At 71.6% G+C, this 16,203-nt stretch carries 14 protein-coding genes; 9 read left to right on the top strand and 5 right to left on the bottom strand.

The features are described 5' to 3' along the window. Positions 1–998 (top strand): helix-turn-helix transcriptional regulator (locus tag ADY59_RS40765; RefSeq protein WP_049574632.1); only part of this gene is annotated, 998 nt, incomplete at its 5' end. Between the two features lie 55 nt (positions 999–1,053). Beyond that, positions 1,054–1,953, top strand: a complete 900-nt coding sequence (locus ADY59_RS40760) for an alpha/beta fold hydrolase (protein ID WP_049574623.1) — start codon at positions 1,054–1,056, stop codon at positions 1,951–1,953. On the opposite strand, the gene ADY59_RS40755 is transcribed toward ADY59_RS40760, so the two are convergent. After that, entirely contained in the window at positions 1,934–2,536 is a 603-nt protein-coding gene (locus tag ADY59_RS40755) for a TetR/AcrR family transcriptional regulator (protein WP_231619133.1), read from the bottom strand. The two genes, ADY59_RS40760 and ADY59_RS40755, sit on opposite strands and share 20 nt — an antisense overlap. A gap of 68 nt (positions 2,537–2,604) precedes the next feature. Here ADY59_RS40755 and ADY59_RS40750 point away from each other — a divergent pair, with 68 nt between their 5' ends. Continuing rightward, positions 2,605–3,885 carry a cytochrome P450 gene (locus tag ADY59_RS40750; protein ID WP_197094084.1) on the top strand — a complete coding sequence of 427 codons (1,281 nt, stop codon included), beginning with the start codon at positions 2,605–2,607 and terminating at the stop codon, positions 3,883–3,885. On the opposite strand, the gene ADY59_RS49285 is transcribed toward ADY59_RS40750, so the two are convergent. Beyond that, complete coding sequence (locus ADY59_RS49285; RefSeq protein WP_082310778.1) at positions 3,848–4,018, bottom strand: DUF3073 domain-containing protein; 171 nt, start codon at positions 4,016–4,018, stop codon at positions 3,848–3,850. The two genes, ADY59_RS40750 and ADY59_RS49285, sit on opposite strands and share 38 nt — an antisense overlap. An 86-nt stretch (positions 4,019–4,104) precedes the next feature. On the opposite strand from ADY59_RS49285, the gene ADY59_RS40745 reads away from it, so the two are divergent. The 3 genes from ADY59_RS40745 to ADY59_RS40735 are packed head-to-tail and all read left to right on the top strand — an operon-like array spanning position 4,105 to position 6,256. Next, positions 4,105–4,437: an ArsR/SmtB family transcription factor gene (locus tag ADY59_RS40745; protein WP_049574618.1), complete on the top strand. Its 333-nt coding sequence runs from the start codon at positions 4,105–4,107 to the stop codon at positions 4,435–4,437. A gap of 22 nt (positions 4,438–4,459) precedes the next feature. Further along, positions 4,460–5,338 (top strand): 1,4-dihydroxy-2-naphthoyl-CoA synthase, encoded by an 879-nt coding sequence (locus tag ADY59_RS40740; protein WP_049574615.1) that lies wholly within the window; start codon positions 4,460–4,462, stop codon positions 5,336–5,338. Between the two features lie 3 nt (positions 5,339–5,341). Beyond that, positions 5,342–6,256, top strand: a complete 915-nt coding sequence (locus ADY59_RS40735) for an aminoglycoside phosphotransferase family protein (protein WP_049574613.1) — start codon at positions 5,342–5,344, stop codon at positions 6,254–6,256. Here ADY59_RS40735 and ADY59_RS40730 read toward each other — a convergent pair. Then, complete coding sequence (locus ADY59_RS40730) at positions 6,243–7,037, bottom strand: aminotransferase class IV family protein (protein ID WP_156326052.1); 795 nt, start codon at positions 7,035–7,037, stop codon at positions 6,243–6,245. The two genes, ADY59_RS40735 and ADY59_RS40730, sit on opposite strands and share 14 nt — an antisense overlap. A gap of 85 nt (positions 7,038–7,122) precedes the next feature. Then, positions 7,123–8,055, bottom strand: a complete 933-nt coding sequence (locus ADY59_RS40725; RefSeq protein WP_442937790.1) for an NADP-dependent oxidoreductase — start codon at positions 8,053–8,055, stop codon at positions 7,123–7,125. A gap of 132 nt (positions 8,056–8,187) precedes the next feature. Here ADY59_RS40725 and ADY59_RS40720 point away from each other — a divergent pair, with 132 nt between their 5' ends. Genes ADY59_RS40720 through ADY59_RS40710 form a run of 3 tightly spaced genes read left to right on the top strand, consistent with a single transcriptional unit; the run spans position 8,188 to position 15,635 of the window. Further along, positions 8,188–8,733 carry a DUF1449 family protein gene (locus ADY59_RS40720; RefSeq protein WP_049574609.1) on the top strand — a complete coding sequence of 182 codons (546 nt, stop codon included), beginning with the start codon at positions 8,188–8,190 and terminating at the stop codon, positions 8,731–8,733. Continuing rightward, the gene (locus ADY59_RS40715) at positions 8,733–10,829 is read left to right on the top strand and encodes a flotillin family protein (protein WP_049574606.1); all 2,097 of its coding nucleotides are present in this window, start codon (positions 8,733–8,735) and stop codon (positions 10,827–10,829) included. The genes ADY59_RS40720 and ADY59_RS40715 overlap by 1 nt, the downstream gene beginning before the upstream one ends. A 3-nt stretch (positions 10,830–10,832) precedes the next feature. After that, positions 10,833–15,635 (top strand): DNA repair ATPase, encoded by a 4,803-nt coding sequence (locus ADY59_RS40710; protein ID WP_049574604.1) that lies wholly within the window; start codon positions 10,833–10,835, stop codon positions 15,633–15,635. On the opposite strand, the gene ADY59_RS40705 is transcribed toward ADY59_RS40710, so the two are convergent. Beyond that, positions 15,622–16,203 (bottom strand): ATP-binding cassette domain-containing protein (locus ADY59_RS40705; protein ID WP_049574600.1); only part of this gene is annotated, 582 nt, incomplete at its 5' end. The two genes, ADY59_RS40710 and ADY59_RS40705, sit on opposite strands and share 14 nt — an antisense overlap.

The raw sequence follows: 16,203 nt of genomic DNA, 5'->3' as shown, positions 1-16,203 counted from the left end.
GCGGTGGCGGCGGAGCTGATCCGGCGGCGGGGCGGGTGGCCCGCGTGTCGGGGATGGTGGGGCAGCTGCCGGTGGTGCTGGAGTACGTGTCGACGGCGGAGCGGATCCGGGGCCGGCTGGCGGAGAGCGCGGCGGTGGCCGAGGAGGGGCTGGCGCTGGCCAGGGAGGCGGGTTACTCGAACTCGGAGGCGGCGCATCTGGCCAATCTGGCGGTGGTGGCGGCCCTGCGGGGCGAGGAGGACAGGTGCCGGGAGTTCGCCGGGGCGGCGCTGGCCATCGCGGTGCCGCATCGGGTGGGACTGCGGGCGGCGGTGGCGGCGTACGCGCTGGCGATGCTGGATCTGGGGATGGGCCGGTTCGCGGCGGCGCATGCCAGGTTCGAGGCGATCACGGCGGCGGGGCCGGGGGCGGGGCATCCGACGGTGGTGTGGCGGTCGACGCCGGATCGGGTGGAGGCGGCGATGGCCGCCGGGGAGACGGCGGCGGCGCGGGCGGCGCTGGAGGGGCTGGACCGGTGGGCGGCCGAGGCGCGGACGGACGAGTCGCGGGCGCTGCGGCTGCGCTGCGTGGGGCTGGTGGAGGGCACGCCGGAGCCGTTCGAGGAGGCGTTGCGGCTGCACGGGGAGCCGTTCGAGGAGGCGCGCACGGCGTTGCTCCATGGGGAGCGGCTGCGCCGGGCACAGCAGCCCGGGCAGGCGCGGGGGCCGTTGCGGGCGGCGCTGGAGACGTTCCAGCGGCTCGGCGCGGAGCCGTGGGCGCGGCGGGCGCACGCGGAGCTGCGGGCCTCGGGCGAGGCGTCGGAGCGTCCGGCGGGCGACGCGCTGGCGGCCCTGACGCCGCAGGAGCTGCGGATCGCGCGGCTGGTGGCGGAGGGCGCGTCGAGCAAGGAGGTGGCGTCCCGGCTCTTCCTCAGCCCGCGGACGGTCGAGTACCACCTGTACAAGGTCTATCCCAAGCTGGGCATCACCAGTCGTACTGAACTGGCCCGCCTACTGTAGGAGACCAGTAGTCCTACGGAAGGCGGCACGGGCCTGGTCCGGCAGGCTGAGGGGCATGCAAACGAACCTGATCGACAAAGACGGCGTCGAGCTCTGGACCGAGGAGTTCGGGGACCCCGCGCACCCGCCGATCCTCCTGGTGGCGGGCGCGGGCGCGCAGGGCATCACGTGGCCGGACGAGCTCGTCGGGCGGCTGGTGGCGGGCGGTCGCCGGGTGATCCGCTACGACCACCGCGACACCGGCAAGTCGGGCACCGTGGACTTCGACGCGCATCCGTACAGCTGGCTGGACATCAAGGACGACATGCTGCGCGTGATGGACGCGTACGGGCTGGAGAGCGTGCATCTGGCGGGCCATTCGGCGGGCGGGCTGATCAGCCAGCTCGTCGCGGTGGAGCAGCCGGAGCGGGTGCGGACGCTGACGGTCGTCGGCTCGTCGCCGCTGGGTGAGCGGGAGGGCGAGGTGCTCATGCGGGCGCTGCTGGGCCGGCCGCAGCCGGAGGGCAGCCTGCCGCCGCCCACGCCGGAGTTCCTGGCGTACTTCCGTCAGGTGATCGCGAGCCCGCCGCCGGCGAGCCGGGGCGAGGAGATCGACCAGCTGATCGCCGAGGCGCGGGTGATGAACGGCACCGCGCTGCCGTTCGACGAGGACGCAGAGCGGCGGCTGGCCGAGCGGGTCCACGAGCGGGCCAGGAACCTGGGGGCGGCGATGAACCATCGGCGGGCCGGCGCGGAGGACTCCGGTTTCGAGCCCGTAGGCGTGCTGCACCGGGTGAAGGCGCCGACGCTGGTCATCGAGGGCACGCACGAGCCCGCCAAGCCCGGCCACGGCGCGATCATCGCCGAGCGGATCCCCGGCGCGGAGCTGCTGATGGTCCAGGACATGGGCCACATGATCATGCCTCAGCTCGCTGACGAGCTGGCGGCGGCCATCCTCACCCACACGGCCCGGTGAACGCCGACAGCGCGGCGAGCACGTCGACGGCCTGGCGGGCGTCGGGCGTGCTCGCCGGGTCGAGCAGCCACTGGATCATCAGCCCGTCGGAGATCGCGATCAGCACCGACACCAGGGCCTCCGGCGCGACCGGCAGCTCGACGCCCAGCTCGGCGGCGGCCCTGCGGAGCATGTCGGCGCCCGCCTCGCGGGCCCTGGCGTAGGAGGCGGCCAGCCGCTCGCGCAGCACGCTCTCGCGCAGCGCCGCCGGGTAGCCCTCGACGCAGATGACGAGCTGCGGCCGCATCTCCTCGAACACGTCGACCATCGAGATCATGGCGCGTTCGAGCAGGTCGCGGGGTGAGCCGAGGGCGCCGCCGAACACGGCCTGCTCCACCCGCTCGGTCCACGCCTCGAAGCAGCCCGCGATGGCCTCGTTGAGCAGGGCGTCCTTGCCCCCGAAGTGGTAGCCGATGGAGGCCAGGTTGGTCCCCGAGGCGGCGACCAGGTCGCGGGCCGTGGTGCGGGCGTAGCCCTTGTCCTGCAGGCAGCTCACCGCGCCCGCGAGGAGTTTTTCGCGATATCCCGCCTCTTTTCGTGACACGTGATCCATGCTACAGATGTAGACGAGCGTATATGACGTACGTACATATCAATCTGGAGCTGATTCGCGTGCTTCCCCCCGGACCCCGGTTTCCCGCCATCGCCCAGACCGCCTGGTTCATGCGCGACCCGGCAGGGCTGATCGAGCAGTGTCATCGCAGGTACGGCGACGTCTTCACGATCCGCTGGTTCGGCTTCCCGCCGGAGGTGTACGTGGCGACGGCCGAGCTGGCCGAGCAGGTGTTCAGGACCGACCAGGGCGGCGGGCTGGCCGGCGCGGCCCGGCGCGACTTCCTCGAACCGCTGGTCGGCGCGCACTCGGTGCTGACGCTCGACGGCGATGCCTGGGCCGGGCACCGCAAGTCGCTGACGCCGCCGCTGCGGGCCAAACAGGTCGCCGGCTACGCGGACGAGATCGCGGCCATCGCCGCCGAGAAGATCGCCGCCTGGCCGCTCGGCAGGCCGTTCGCGCTGCGCGACCGCATGCAGGAGATCACGCTGGAGATCATCATCCGGTTGATCTTCGGTATCCGCGACGCCGGGCGCATGGGCCGGCTGCGCGCGCTGCTCCCCCGCCTGATCGACTCGGGCGGCTCCATGGCCGTCGCGATGCTCCCGGCCCGGCTGCGCGGCCCCGCGGGCTCCCTGCCGTTCCTGCCGTACGCGCGGTTCCTGAAGGTGCGGGCCGCCGTCGACGCGATCCTGTACGACGAGATCCGCCGCAGGCGTGCCGAGCCCGGCGGCACGGACGTGCTGAGCCGGCTGCTGGACTCGGGGCTCGGCGACGACGAGATCCGCGACGAGCTGATCACGCTGCTCATCGCGGGTCACGAGACCACGGCCACCGGGCTGGCCTGGGCCTTCGAGCGGCTCCTGCGCCTGCCTGACGTGCTACGACGGCTGCCGGACGACGAGAGCTACCTCGACGCGGTCGTCAAGGAGACCCTGCGTGCCCGGCCCGTCGTCTACGAGGCGCCCCGGCTGCTGGACGCCCCGCTCCGGCTGGGCGGCTACGACATCCCCGCCGGATGGTACGCGGGGCCGTTCATCCCGCTCGTGCACCAGGACCCCGCCGCGTTCCCGTCACCGGCGGAGTTCCGTCCGGAACGCTTCCTCGACGGGCAGCAGAGCCGGGCCTGGATGCCCTTCGGCGGCGGCCGGCGCTTCTGCGTCGGCGCGCAGCTCGCCCTGCTGGAGATGCGCGTCATCATCCGCGAGGTGCTGCACCGCCTGGAGCTCGTGGCGCCCGATCAGGCGCCCGAGGCCAGGCGGCTCGCGAACGTCACGTTCGCCCCCGCGGAGCTGACGCGCGTCATTGCGCGCGCTCGGACTCCTGCTCGGACGCCGTAGCCGGGCGCACCTCGTCGCGCCCCGCATCGGCGCCCAACTCCTCGCGGAGCCGGTCATAGTCGATGTTGTGGTTGGTGTACTTCAGCTGGCGAGCGACCTTCGTCTGCTTCGCCTTGGCTCTTCCTCGGCCCATGGCTACTCCCTAGTCCCCGCTGTCATGCTATCTAACAACGTTACGACTTGAAGAATTGTGCAACTGCGCTGGATTAGTCTGGCACTATGCACGTGGAGGTCAACCAGGCCAAGGCCGACTTCTTCCGGACGCTCGGCCACCCCGCTCGCATCCGAGTGTTGGAGCTACTCCAGGAAGGGCCGCTACCCGTCAGGGATCTGCTGGCCCAGATCGACATCGAGGCGTCCAGTCTCTCCCAGCAACTCGCGGTCCTGCGCAGGGCGGGCATCGTGAGTGCGATCCGCGAAGGCAGCACCGTGGTCTACACGCTGGCCACACCCGAGCTCGCCGATCTGCTCGGCACCGCCCGCCGCATCCTCACCGACATGCTCGCCGACCAGGGGCAGCTTCTGGCCGAGCTTCGCGCGGAGGTCCCCTGACCCACCCGTTAGGCTCTGCCCCATGGTCTCCGAGCTGTTCGACCCCAAGGCGTGGCAGGCCGTCGACGGGTTCGACTTCACCGACATCACCTACCACCGGGCGGTCGACCAGGGCACGGTCCGCATCGCCTTCGACCGCCCGGAGGTGCGCAACGCCTTCAGGCCGCAGACGGTCGACGAGCTCTACCGCGCCCTCGACCACGCCCGTCAGAGCACCGACGTGGGCTGCGTGCTGCTGACCGGCAACGGCCCGTCGCCGAAGGACGGCGGCTGGGCGTTCTGCTCGGGCGGCGACCAGCGCATCCGAGGCAAGGACGGCTACCAGTACGCCGACGGCACCCCCTCGACCGGCCGGCTGCACATCCTCGAGGTGCAGCGGTTGATCCGGTTCATGCCCAAGGTGGTCATCTGCGTGGTGCCGGGCTGGGCGGCGGGCGGCGGGCACAGCCTGCACGTGGTGGCCGATCTCACACTGGCCAGCGCCGAGCACGCCCGCTTCAAGCAGACCGACGCCGACGTGGCCAGCTTCGACGGCGGCTTCGGCTCCGCCTACCTGGCCAGGCAGGTGGGGCAGAAGTTCGCCAGGGAGATCTTCTTCCTCGGCGACACCTACGACGCGGCCGACGCGCACCGGATGGGCATGGTCAACGCGGTGGTGCCGCACGCCGAGCTGGAGTCGACGGCGCTGGAGTGGGCGCGCAAGATCAACGGTAAGTCGCCGACCGCGCAGCGCATGCTCAAGTTCGCCTTCAACGCGATCGACGACGGGCTGGTGGGTCAGCAGGTGTTCGCCGGCGAGGCGACGCGGCTGGCGTACATGACCGACGAGGCCGCCGAGGGGCGCGACTCCTTCCTGGAGAAGCGCGAGCCCGACTGGTCGCCGTTCCCCTGGCACTATTGATCCATGCGTATCGTCGTGCCGCCGGCGCTGACCGAGAGTCATGTGAAGTGGGACGGTGAGGCCGGGCGGGCCTGGTCCGCGGGGCTGCCCGCGCTGGCCGAGCGCTACCTGGAGGAGTGGGAGCTGCGGCTCGACGGGGGGCCGATGCACGGCGTGGTGTCGCTGGTGCTGCCCGTGGTCCGGGCCGACGGCACCCCGGCGGCGCTGAAGCTGCAGCCGGTCAGCGACGAGAACGCGGGCGAGGGGCCCGGCCTGCGCGCGTGGGCGGGCGAGGCGTCCGTGCTGCTGTACGACGCCGATCCGGACACCGGGACCCTGCTGCTGGAGCGGCTCGACTCGAACCGGTCGCTGTCGGCGGTGCCGGACGACCTGGAGGCGCTGGAGATCCTGGCCGGGCTGCTGCGGCGGCTGGTGGCGCGGCCCGCGCCGCCGGGCACGCGGCGGCTGGCCGACATCGCTCAGGGCATGCTGGACGACGTGCCCGCCGCCCTGGAGGCGCTGCCCGGCGAGGACGAGCGCCGTTGGCTGCGGGTGTGCGCCGGGGCGGTCGCCGAACTGGCCGGCGAGCCGGGCGACCGGCTGCTGCACTGGGACCTGCACTACGACAACGTGCTGGCCGCCGAGCGGGAGCCGTGGCTGGCGATCGACCCGAAACCGCTGGCCGGCGACCCGGGGTTCGAACTGCTGCCCGCGCTGGACAACCGGTGGGACGACGTGGTCGCCACCGGCGACGTGCGGCGGGCGGTGCTGCGGCGCTTCGACCTGATGACCGATGTGCTGGAGCTCGACCGGCGCCGGGCAGCCGGCTGGACGCTCGGCCGGATCCTGCAGAACGCGCTGTGGAGCGTCGAGGACGGCGAGACCCGGCTGCACGACGTCCAGCTCGCCATCGCGGAGGCGGTCGTCACGGTGTGGTGAGCGGCTCCTCCCGGTAGGCCCGGTGCAGCAGCTCGACGAACTCCGGCGCGCCGGGCACCGGCTCCCGGCCGATCCGGTGCACGGGCACGCCCGGCGTCCACGAGTTCATCACCACGGCCCCGGCCAGCGACGGCAGGTCGGCGACCGTGATCTCCCGGACCCGCTGGGGCACCCCGAGGCGGTCGAGCCGGCGGCGCAGGATGCCCATCGTGGTCCCGGTGAGCATCGCGGCCTCGGGCCACACCACCGCCTCGCCGTCCCAGAAGGCCAGGTTCCAGATCGACGCCTCGCTCAGGCGGCCCCGCCGGTCCACGAACGCCGCGTCGTCGAAGCCCTGCTCCACGGCCTGGCGGAGGACGTACGTCTTGGCGGACTCGCCGACGTGCTTGATGGCGGGCAGGAAGCGTTCGTGCTCCACGACCGACAGCGCCAGCGGGCCCCGGGGACCGTTCGAGGGCGGGCCGGTGCGGACCAGCATCTCCGGCTCGGCGTCGGCCGCCGTGAATTCACCCGCCCGTGAGTAGACGGTGGCCATGAGCGAGGTGTCGGCCGGGCCGCCCTCCAGGGCCGCCCTCAGGTACGACAGCACCCGCTCGTCGGGGAGCGCCCGGCCGAACAGCTCCTTGGAGGCGTTCCGCAGCCGCTCAAGGTGCAGGTCCAGCCCGCGTACCCGGCCGTCGCGCACCTGCATGGCGGTGAAGTGGGCAAATCCGGCGAAAGCCAGCGGAGTGAGGTCCTCGGCGGTCGCCGGTTCGCCGTTGCGCTGCACTCGGGTCGTCATGGTTGCCTCCATCGGTATTAGGCGCATGCAATATTTGCATGTGCATGAAACCATAGAAGCGGCAGGATGTCGACCCGGGTCGCGGTCAGCCGGCGCTGACCACGATCACCACCTTCCCCCGGCCGTGACGCGTCTCGATCTCCCGGTGCGCCTCCGCGGCCTCCTCCAGCCGGTACGTCCTGCGTACCGGGAAGGCGAACGCGCCGGAGGCGTACAGGGCGGCGTAGCGGCCGAGGCGCTCGGCCGTGCGGACGCCCTGGGTGACCTTGATGCCCAGCTCTGCGGCCTTGCCGTGCTCGACCAGGGTGAGGATGCGGGCGCGGTCCTTGACCAGCTCCAGTGAGACCTCCAGGGCGTGACCGCCGGCGCCGTCCAGCGCCGCGTCGACCCCGCCCGGCGCGAGCGCGCGCACCCGGTCGGCCAGCCCGTCCCCGTACGCGACGGGGACGGCGCCGAGGTCGCGCAGGTAGGGATGGTTCTCCTCACGGGCGGTGCCGATCACGGTGGCGCCGCGCCGCCGGGCGATCTGGACGGCCGCGGTGCCGACCGAGCCCGCCGCGGCGTGCACGAGCAGCGTGTCGCCGTCGCCCACGCCGAGCCCGTCGATGGCCAGCTCGGCCGTCTGGACCCCGGCGGTCAGCCCGCCCGCCACCTCCCACGGCAGCTCCGCCGGCTTGGGCGTCACGTCACCGGCGGGCACCACCACGTACTCGGCACAGGAGTTGAGCAGCGAGAAGCCGAGCACGTCGGCGCCCACCGCCACTCCGGTCACTCCCTCGCCCACCTGGTCGACCACGCCGGCGAACTCGTTGCCGGGGATGCGCGGCAGCTCGCCGGTCACGTTCGGCGGGGTCCAGCCGGCGCGCACCGCCGCGTCGAACGGCTGGACGCCCGCCGTCCTGACCCGCACCCGCACCTGCCCCGGCCCGGCCTGCGGGGCGGGCAGTTCCATCACGCGCAACACCTCGGGGCCGCCGTGGACGTCGAACGCCGCGGCCCGCATCATCTCTTCGCTCATGCCGCCCAGCCTGCTTCCTCAAGTGCTCTTGAGGTCAAGCCAGCTAACCTTTCGGGAACTTTTTCCTTTACTCACGCTTTATCCAGATATAGTCCGACAACGGATACGCACCGGGGGACGGGGCAACCAGCATTGGGCGAGTTTCTGCATGTCGCGTTCAGCTATCCGATGGCCGTTTTCACCTATCCGCTGATCGTGGTCGTCGGCTACTGGCTGACTGTCGTGACAGGGCTGTTCGACACCGGCGAGCACGACGCGCCATGGCTCGGATTCGGCGGCGTGCCGGCCGGGGTCACGCTCTCGCTGCTGATCGCGATCGCCTGGCTGCTGACCCTGATCGGCAGCCAGCTCACCACGCTGCCCGTCGTACCCCTGCCGGCGCTGGCCGGGGGCTGGCTGGCCACCCGCGCGCTGGTGGCGCCGCTGCGGCGGCTGGTGCCCCGCGAACGGCAGCCCTCGCGCGGCGACTTCGTCGGCCAGATGTGCGTGATCCGCACCGGCCGGGCGGGCGCCGACTTCGGCCAGGCCGAGGTCACCGCCGCCGACGGTTCATCGGCGGTGATCCAGGTGCGGACGACCGGCCAGGACACGCTGTCCCGTGGCGACAGCGCATTGATCTTCGAATACGACGCAGAAGGCGAATTCTTCTGGGTCATGCCTTACGAAAGTGAGCACTGATGGATGTCATCTCCACCGGTTTCGGGATTTTCATAGCCGTCGTCCTGGTCATCGTCATAGGGCTGCTCATCCTCGTCAGCCGCCTTTTCCGTAAGGTCGAACAGGGCAAGGCGTTGATCATCTCGAAGGTCAACAAGGTCGACGTGACGTTCACCGGGGCCATCGTGCTCCCCGTCGTCCACCGGGCCGAGATCATGGACATCTCGGTCAAGACCATCGAGATCGGGCGGACCGGCCGTGAAGGGCTGATCTGCCGCGACAACATCAGGGCCGACATCAAGATCACCTTCTTCGTACGGGTGAACAAGACCGCCGAGGACGTCATCAAGGTCGCCCAGGCCATCGGCACCGTCCGGGCCAGCGACGAGTCGACGCTGCAGGAATTGTTCAGCGCCAAGTTCTCCGAGGCGCTCAAGACCGCCGGCAAGCAGCTCGACTTCGTCGACCTCTACACCAAGCGCGACGAGTTCCGCGACCAGATCGTCAGGCTGATCGGCACCGACCTCAACGGCTACAGCCTGGAGGACGCGGCGATCGACTACCTGGAGCAGACCTCGCTCATGCAGCTCGACAAGAGCAACATCCTGGACGCCCAGGGCATCCGGAAGATCACCGAGCTGACGGCGCTGGAGCACGTGCGCACCAACGAGTTCCAGCGAACCGAGGAGAAGGAGATCACCCGCCAGAACGTGGACGCCCGCGAGGCGATCCTGGAGCTGCAGCGCCGCCAGGCGGACGCCGAGATCAAGCAGAAGCGCGAGATCGAGACCATGAAGGCGCGCGAGGAGGCGGAGATCGCCCGCGTGCAGGCCGAGGAGCGGCTGAAGGCCCAGGCGGCCAACATCAAGACCGACGAGCAGCTCGGCGTCCAGCACGAGAACCGGGCCCGCGAGGTGGCCGTCGCGGAGAAGAACCGCGAGCGGGTGATCGCGATCGAGTCCGAGCGCATCGAGAAGGACCGCCTGCTGGAGGTCATCGCCCGCGAACGGGAGACCGAGCTGTCGCGCATCGCCAAGGACAAGGAGGTCGAGACCGAGAAGCGGTCGATCGCCGAGGTCATCCGCGAGCGCATCGCCGTCGACAAGACCGTGGCCGAGCAGGAGGAGGCCATCAAGCGGCTGCGCGTGGTCGAGGAGGCCGAGCGCACCCGCCAGTCGGTGATCATCGCCGCCGAGGCCGAGGCGCAGGAGAACCTGGTCAAGGGCATCAAGGCGGCCGAGGCCGCGGAGGCCGCGTCGAAGTTCAGGGCCCGCGAGGAGCTGGTGCTCGCCGAGGCCAGGCAGCAGGCCGCCGAGCTGGAGACCCGGGCCAAGATCCGGCTGGCGGAAGGCGTCCAGGCCGAGTCGGCGGCCGCCGGGCTGGCCGACGTCCAGGTCAGGGAGCGCGACGCGGAGGCGATCGAGAAGGTGGGCCGCGCCGAGGCGCTGGTGCTGAGCGAGAAGCTCAGGGCCGAGGCCGAAGGCGCCAGGGCGATGGCGGTGGTCGAGGGCGACCGGCTCAAGGCGAAGGCCGCGGGCGAGCAGGCGATGGCCCTGGCGGCCGCCGCCGCGGTGGGCGAGAAGCTGAAGGCCGAGGCCGAGGGTCTCACGGAGAAGGCGGCCGCGATGGCGGCGCTGGACGAGTCCAGCCGGGCTCACGAGGAGTACCGCCTGCGGCTGGAGACCGACAAGGAAGTGCGGCTCAAGCAGATCGACGTCTCCCGGCAGGTGGCCGAGTCGCAGGCCAGCGTGCTCGCGGCGGGCCTGGCCAAGGCCAACATCGACATCGTCGGCGGCGACACGATGTTCTTCGACAAGGTCGTGGGCTCCATCACCGCGGGCAAGGTGGTCGACGGCTTCGTCGAGCACTCCGGCGTCGTCCGCTCGATGGCGACGCCGTACCTGAACGGGAGCGCCAGCCTGGTCGAGGACATCGGGCGGCTGGTCGGCGGGATCGGCAGCGAGGACCTGAAGAACCTGACCGTGTCGGCGCTGCTCATGCAGCTCATCCAGCGAGGCGGGCCGGACTCCGGGCCGCTCGGCGAGTTGCTGGAGACGGCGCGCCGGCTGGGCGTGGCCGACTCCCCGGTGGCGGCGCTGGCCCCCGCGAAGGTCTGACGCGTGACCGAGGACGTCCGGCCCGATCTGGAGGCCGGCACCTACGAGGTGCTCAGGAACCGGCTCGGGGCCCAGGCGAAGGCGCTGACGAAGGCGGCCGAGGCGGTCAACGCGCAACGGCTGGAGGTGTTCGGCGGGGCGGAGCTGCGGCTGCTGGGCACCGAGCGCATCCGTACCGAGAACAACTGCGTGCCCAGGGACATCGTCTCCCTGGGCGGGGTGATGCTGTTCGGCTACAACGTGTTCATCGGGCTCAAGCCGGAGACCTCGGTCGCCGACGTGTTCGCGGTGCACCGGTTCACCCGGGACGGCGACACGTTCCGGTTCGACCAGGAGAAGCTGGAGACGCTGGACGACGAGGCGTTCAGGAAGGACTTCGCCGAGCTCTACCGCTACTACAAGGAGACCCGGCTGGCGCAGCTCAGACGGGTGGAGGGCAAGCTGCTGGCCGTGTTCCGGACGGGGCCGGCGGACATCCGGGTGCTGCGCTGGACGGTCACGCCCAGCGGGGTCCCGCACTATCAGGACAATCGCGGGGAGCGGGATCACGTCTTCCCGCCCTCGCACGACTTCGAGTGGACGCCCACCACCCGCGACGACCACGTGCTCGGCCGGCACCCGCACATCTCCGTCGAGGGCGAGGTGTTCGTCGAGACCGTCGGCGGCGACCTCACCATCAAGATCGAGAACAACACGGAGTCGGGTGAGGGCATCTACTCCGAGCCCGTCACCGAACCGCTGCAGAGCCTGGCCGACGCCGACGTCGAGCACGCCCGCGTCGGCCCGCTCGTCCTCATGCGGATCCGGCCGTACAAGGAGACCGTCTGGCGGCACCTGGTCTTCAACACCCGCACCAAGGCCGTGACCAGGCTCGACGGCATCGGCCAGGCGTGCCAGCGGCTGCCCGAGGACCAGGGGTTGATCTTCCCGGGCGGCTACTACCTCGCCACCGGGGTCAGCAAGACGTTCGACACGGACGTAACCGACCTGGAGTTCGAGCGGGTGGTGCGCTCCCCCAACGGCGAGGACGTGCTCTACGTCTTCCACGCCAGGGGCGACGGGCGCTCGCTGCTGCTGCCGTACAACGTGATCAGGAAGGAGGTGGCCAACCCCATCGTGTGCCACGGCTACTCGCTGTTCGACGACGGCACGATGGTGGTCTTCCGCGCCACCTCCGAGGAACCGACGCGGGTGCACCCGATGCAGGTGTGGCAGACGCCGTACGTCTCCGACACCTACGCGGCCGCCCAGCCGACCGGCACCGGGCCACTGGAGCGGATCGGCAACGCCGAGCTGGTGCGCGGCATCTCCGACTGCCTCTCGGTCGCCCGGATGATCGAGGAGATGGCGCCGTCGGCGGCCACGTTCGAGGCGCTGATCGCCGCCTGCACGCGCGCCTTCGACAGCTTCCACTGGCTCGGCGAGCAGGGCCTGAGCGAGCCGCTCGGCGACGTGCGCGCCACCGCCGAGCAGGTCCTGGACGAGTACGAGAACGTCGAGCAGCTCACCCGGCAGGCGGCCCGGACCCTGGAGGAGGCCGAGGAGGAGGTCACGCAGCTCGTCCGGCGGTCCAGGGGCGACACGCCCACGACGGCCGACGCCTGGGTGACGCTGCTGGCCACCCTGCGCCGGTCCCAGGGACACCTGGTGACGCTGCGCGAGGTGCGCTACGTCGACCTGGCCCGGCTGGACGAGCTGACCGCCGAGGTGCGCGCGGAGCTGGACGCGGCGGGCCGCCGGGCGGTGGCGTTCCTGGAGGGCGCCGACGCGTTCACCGGCTACGCCGCCGCCGTCGAAGCGCTGGCCGCCGAGGCCGCCGCGATCGCCACCGCCGCCGAGGCCGAGCCCGTCGCCGACCGGCTGGCGACGCAGGCCGAAGGGCTGGAGGTGGTCACCGAGGTCGTCGGCTCGCTCGACATCGCCGACGCCACCGTGCGCACCGCGATCCTGGGCCGCATCGCCGAGGTGCTCGGCGGCGTCAACCGCGCGCGGGCCGTCCTCGACGGACGGCGGCGCGAGCTGCTCGGCAGCGAGGGCCGGGCCGCGTTCGCCGCCGAGTTCGCGCTGCTCGGACAGGCCATCACCGGCGCGCTCGCGGTCGCCGACACCCCCGCGACCTGCGACGAGCAGCTCGGCCGGCTGATGATCCAGGTGGAGAACCTGGAGTCGCGGTTCGGCGAGTTCGACGACTTCGCCGCCCAGCTCGCCGCCAAGCGCGACGACGTCTACGAGGCGTTCTCCTCGCGCAAGCAGTCGCAGCTCGACGCGCTGGCCCGGCGCGCCGACCGGCTGTTCGCCTCCGCCGAGCGCATCCTGGCCGGCGTCACCAGGCGGCTCGGCACCCTGGGCACGCTCGACGAGGTCAACACCTACTTCGCCACCGACCCCATGATCACCAAGCTCCGCTCGGTCGCGGCCGAACTGCGCGAGCTGGGCGACGCCGTACGCGCCGAAGAGCTCGACGGCCGGGTCAAGGCGGCGCAGCAGGAGGCCGGGCGGGCGCTGCGGGACCGGCTCGACCTGTTCACCGACGGCGGCGACACCATCCGCCTGGGCCACCACCGCTTCGCCGTCAACACCCAGCCGATCGACCTGACGCTGGTGCCGCACGGCTCCGAGATGAACTTCGCGATCACCGGCACCGACTACCGCGCCCCCGTCCCGGCCTCGTTCGCCGACACCCGGCCGTACTGGGACCAGTTGCTGGTCTCGGAGACCCCGGAGGTCTACCGCGCCGAGCACCTCGCCGCGTCCCTCCTGGACGCGGCCGTGCCCGGCGCCGACCTCCAGGCGCTGGTACGGCAGGCCGCGCAGGAGCGCTACGACGAGGGGTACGAGCGCGGCGTGCACGACCACGACGCGGCGGCCATCCTGGACGTCCTCGTCCGGCTCCGCGACGGCGCCGGGCTGCTGCGTTATCCGCCAGAAGCGCGGGCCGGGGCGCAGCTTTTCTGGGCGCACGGGATCGACGATGTTTCACGTAAAACATTGACCACCCGGGCCGTGTCGCTGGTGCGGGCCCGCGAGGTCTTCGGTCCCACACCGGCGCTGACGGCGCTGGCCGCCGAGCTGGGCGCGCTGATCTCGGCCTTCCTGGCGACCGCCGGCGCCTGGGACGCCGGCGATCTGGCCGGCGAATACCTGCTGGAGGAGCTGGCCGGGCAGCCGGCCGGGTTCGTGACCAGCAAGGTCGCGCGCGACCTGGTCGCCGGGTTCCACCAGGCGCTCGGGCCCGGCCGGACCCGCGAGTTCGAGGAGGACCTGAAGGCCGTCCCGCTGCCCGAGCGCATACAGCTCGCACGGGCCTGGCTCGGCGCCTTCGACCAGGGGCCGGAGCTGGCCGAGGCCATTGCCGTGCAACTGTGCGACCTGCCCCGCCACGACTCCGGCGCGGCCGTCACCGCCACCGCCTACGGCCTCCTGGGCGCGCACACGCGGATCAGTGGCCGGAAGCTGGAGATCCGGCTGGACGAGATGCTGGCCAGGACCCGGCGGTTCGCCACCGAACGGGTGCCCGCCTTCCGCGCCTACCAGAAGCGGCGCGGCGAGCTCGTCGACGCCGAACGGGCCAGGCTGCGGCTGGAGGAGTACAAGCCCAAGGTGATGAGCGCCTTCGTGCGCAACAGGCTGCTCGACGAGGTCTACCTGCCGCTGATCGGCGACAACCTGGCCAAGCAGCTCGGTGCCGCGGGCGCGGGCAAACGGACCGACCAGATGGGGCTGCTGCTCCTCATCTCGCCGCCCGGCTACGGCAAGACGACGCTCATGGAGTACGTCGCCAGCCGGCTCGGGCTGGTGTTCGTCAAGGTGAACGGGCCCGCGCTCGGGCACCGCGTCACCTCCCTGGACCCCGCCGAGGCGCCCGACGCCACCGCCAGGCAGGAGGTGGAGAAGATCTCGTTCGCGCTGGAGACGGGCAACAACACGCTGCTCTACCTGGACGACATCCAGCACACCTCGCCGGAACTGCTGCAGAAGTTCATCTCGCTCTGTGACGCACAACGCCGCATCGAAGGCGTCTGGAACGGCCGGACGCGCACGTACGACCTGCGCGGCAAGCGGTTCGCCGTGTGCATGGCGGGCAACCCGTACACCGAATCGGGGCAGCGCTTCCGCATCCCCGACATGCTCGCCAACCGGGCCGACGTGTGGAACCTGGGTGACGTGCTGTCCGGGCGGGAGGAGCTGTTCGCGCTGAGCTTCATCGACAACGCGCTCACCTCCAACCCGGTCCTCGCGCCGCTGTCGGCCCGCGACCGGTCCGACGTCGAGCTGCTCGTCCGGCTCGCCCGCGGCGACCAGGGCGTACGGCCCGACCAGCTCAAGCACCCCTACACCAAACCCGAACTGGACCAGGTGCTCAGCGTGCTGCGCAAGCTCGTCCGGGTGCAGGAGGTGGTGCTGGCCAACAACCGGGCCTACATCGCCTCCGCCGCCCAGTCCGACACCGCCCGCACCGAGCCGCCTTACCGCCTCCAGGGCTCCTACCGCAACATGAACAAGCTCGCCGAACGCATCGTCCCCGCCATGAACGACGCCGAGCTCGAAGCGGTGCTCGACGACCACTACCTCGGCGAGGCGCAGACCCTGACCTCCGACGCCGAGGCCAACCTGCTCAAACTCGCCGAACTCCGCGGCCGCCTGACCCCCGGCCAGGCGGCCCGCTGGGCCGACATCAAAGCCGCGTACGTGCGCGCCAAGGCGCTCGGCGGCAACGGCGACGACCCGATGACCCGGGCCGTCGGCGCGCTCGGCCTGCTCGCCGACCGGGTCCGCGACGTCGGCTCGGCCATCAGGGAGACCTGAGCTCCAGCCGCGAACCGGTGAAGGCGGCGCGCATCCGGCGGTCGTGCGTCACGACCACCAGCGCGCCGCCGTACCCGGCCAGCGCCTCCTCCAGCTCCTCCACCAGCAGCGGAGACAGGTGGTTCGTCGGCTCGTCCAGCAGCAGCAGGTCCACCGGGGTCGTCACCAGGCGGGCCAGCTCCACCCTGCGCCGCTGCCCGTACGAGAGCTCGCCCATCCGCAGCAGCAGGTCACGTGGCCTGAACAGGCCCAGGGCCAGCAGGGTCTCCGCCTGCTCGTCGAGGTCCCCCTCGCGGCCCTCGGCGAACGCCCTCAGCAGCGTCCTGTCCCTCGGGGGTGTCACGTGGTCCTGCCTCAGATACCCGACCCTGGCCGGACGCCGCACGGTCCCGCCGTCGGGGGGCAGCTCGCCGGCCAGCACGTGCATCAGCGTGCTCTTGCCCGCGCCGTTCGGGCCCGTCACCAGGAGCCGCTCCCCGCGCCGTACGTCCAGACGCCCCAGCCGCAACCTTCCCCGCACCACCAGGCCCCGCACCTCGACCACCGCCCCTGCACCCCGGGCCACCCC

The organism is Nonomuraea sp. SBT364 (assembly GCF_001083785.1).
Taxonomy (GTDB): domain Bacteria; phylum Actinomycetota; class Actinomycetes; order Streptosporangiales; family Streptosporangiaceae; genus Nonomuraea.
Note: the sequence above shows the minus strand (reverse complement) of the source record. Positions and strands in the feature narration are given on the sequence as shown.